The organism is Methanobrevibacter sp., from assembly GCF_045577275.1.
In the GTDB taxonomy this organism is placed as follows: domain Archaea; phylum Methanobacteriota; class Methanobacteria; order Methanobacteriales; family Methanobacteriaceae; genus Methanobrevibacter.
Window position 1 is genome coordinate 1 of the sequence record NZ_JAZNIB010000060.1, and the last position, 2606, is coordinate 2606.

Annotated in this window: 3 protein-coding genes; 1 reads left to right on the plus strand and 2 read right to left on the minus strand. The window is 28.1% G+C overall.

The annotated features are described in order from the left end of the window. Positions 1-444: 444 nt before the first annotated feature. Positions 445-1059, minus strand: coding sequence for a YigZ family protein (locus ACKI67_RS01905; RefSeq protein ID WP_407461704.1), 615 nt, complete (start codon positions 1057-1059; stop codon positions 445-447). Positions 1060-1197: 138 nt separating this feature from the next. On the opposite strand from ACKI67_RS01905, the gene ACKI67_RS01910 reads away from it, so the two are divergent. Then, positions 1198-1587 (plus strand): hypothetical protein, encoded by a 390-nt coding sequence (locus ACKI67_RS01910; protein WP_407461705.1) that lies wholly within the window; start codon positions 1198-1200, stop codon positions 1585-1587. Between the two features lie 139 nt (positions 1588-1726). On the opposite strand, the gene ACKI67_RS01915 is transcribed toward ACKI67_RS01910, so the two are convergent. After that, positions 1727-2606: DUF5814 domain-containing protein (locus tag ACKI67_RS01915; RefSeq protein ID WP_407461706.1), on the minus strand; the 880-nt coding region annotated here is incomplete at its 5' end.

Sequence of the window (2606 nt, forward strand, 5' to 3'; positions counted from 1 at the left end):
ATAATATGAGTTCTGCAATTGATTATTAAAATCTCAAAGTTGAAAAAAAGATTTAAAATAGATCATTTATAAAATAGAAAATAATTTAATCATTAAATATATTAGAATTGCAATAGATTTAACCAATTAAATGAATTATAATTTTAATAAATTTAATCATTAAATTATTTACAAAAATGAAATCATGACTGTGAATAATACCTCATTCACCCAAAAGATTCTAGTTATTCTTTAATAACATTCATTATATCTAAAAAAGATAGTACGAATGTTTTTTTGCAAGTAATACCTTGCTAACATATAATAATTTTAAAATAAGCACATATATAATTTTGTGCAAGTAATTACTTGCTTACATTTTGAATTAGATAAAAAAGAGCGATTTAAGACATTTAAAATTTAAAAATTTTAAGTGAATAAAAAAATAGTTTAAGAAAAATTCATCTAATCCAATTTTTCAAGAAATCTGCTTCCTAAATGCTCAATTTTCACAGAATTAGCTAATTTTTCCTGAATATTGTTTACCATATCCACATTTTTGGATGCTACAAAATAAATCACTTGAGCTTCATACTGCTTTTCCACAATAGCTAATCTCTTTGACCTCAATTCGCTGTCAATAGTCTTGATGTCCTGATATTCAAAGGTGAACCTGAATATTTCATAAAGTTCCATATCCACTATTTCTGCAACAGAAAGAGTCTCAAGAACAGATTTACTGTATGCACGAACCAAACCTCCCGCTCCAAGCTTGATTCCACCAAAATACCTTGTTACAATAGCTACAATGTTTTCCATTTCGTTCTTCTTCAATACATTAAGCATAGGTCTTCCTGCAGTTCCACCAGGTTCCCCATCATCATCGAATCCCTCTCCATCACTGACTACATAAGCGGTGCAGTTATGTGTGGCATCCTTGTATTCTTCAGATATCTCTTTTATTATCTCCTTTGCTTCCTTTTCATTCTGTGCAGGAAACAATCTGCAAATGAATTGAGATTTTTTGATATCTATTGATGTCTGAAAGGGTTTTGCTATTGTCTTCATGGTATCATTCATTAAATCTATTGAGAATTAGAAAAACATTTATATCTCTATTAGAAAATATTTTATATTATCAATATATAAATTTATATGTTTAAATGATTTAATATTATTTTTGATAATCATATTTAATTAAATCAATGAGGTGAGATCATGGAAGATAAGAAAGCAAAATTTTTAGTTTATGTTGTAATAGCTTTAATTGCTTTTGTTTGCAGCAGTGCAGTTTATTCTATGACTGGTGGTCTATCTGATTGGGTTGTAGCGAGTATTGATGATAATCAGGATAAAAACAATAATGGTTATTTAGACAGCTCTGAAGATAATGGCTTCTTCTCATTTTTAGACTCAGATGACAATAAAAATAATTATAAAAGTTCTGATGATGATGGAAATGGATTCGGTGAACTGATAGATAAGGCATACAATAAGATATTCAATTCAGATTCATCTTCAAGCTCAAGCTATTATTCCAGCTCAAGCTCTGATGACAATCCAGATTTCCTTGCAAGAATTTTAAGAATGTTTATTAATGATGGATAATAATTTTAATTATCCACACTCTTTTTTATCTGTTTTTTCTTTATTTTAAACTATTTTACTCTATTTTAACTATTTATTCTATTTTAACTATTCTTCCTATTTTAACTATTCTTTCTATTTTAACTATTCTTTCTATTTTTTACTTTCCAGATTCAACAATCTTCATCAGTTTTTCGGAACTTTCAACTATGTCCTTTTCTCCAAATGCCCTTGCAATTCTTCTTATTGCATCCAAATTCCTCACATAAGCATCCAACCATGAGAAAATGTCTCCAGGATATGTTTGAATTTGATATTCCTTAAGCAATGATTTGGAAATGTCAATAGGATCCTTTCCATTCAATCTTTGATTGATGATATAATAGGAAATTCCTCTCTGCAGGCATTCACAAAATGGTCTTTCATAGCAGTCACATCTTAAAAAGTCAATTTGAAGCTTCAATAATGCATCCTGGAATTTCTTGTCAAGCTTTGAAATAGCTTCTCCAGAGGATATGATATCCAATGTGGATTCAGAAAATAGCCTTGTAGAGAAATTCATCTTTAAAGCACTTATTATCTGTTTATGAACAACAGGAGCCAAATAAGCATTTTCAAACAATTCCAAATCCAATGCAATTGATTGAACTTTCAACAAATTATTTGAATTGACTTCATCCTTAGTCATCTTTTCATGGATATCTGAGAAAATGTTTTCTTTAAATTTAATCTGTTTGACAACTGCAGATTTTTGTTCCTTATTTGACTTGTTTGAATCCTTTGATTTAGACTTATTCTTTTTAGTCTTATTCTTATTATTTTTATTATTAGTCTTCTTATTATAAATCACATCAGACTTAACATCTCTTGATTTATCACTTTTGGAAGATTTATAATCAGTTTTCTTATTATCAAATTTAGAATCGTCATTAGATGATTTATAATCCTTAGACTCATTGTTTTGATTGAAGAAATCAGCAATATTATCAATATATTTGCTGGTTTTGGATTCTTTTTTAGTCTCTTTTTTAATTGGTTTT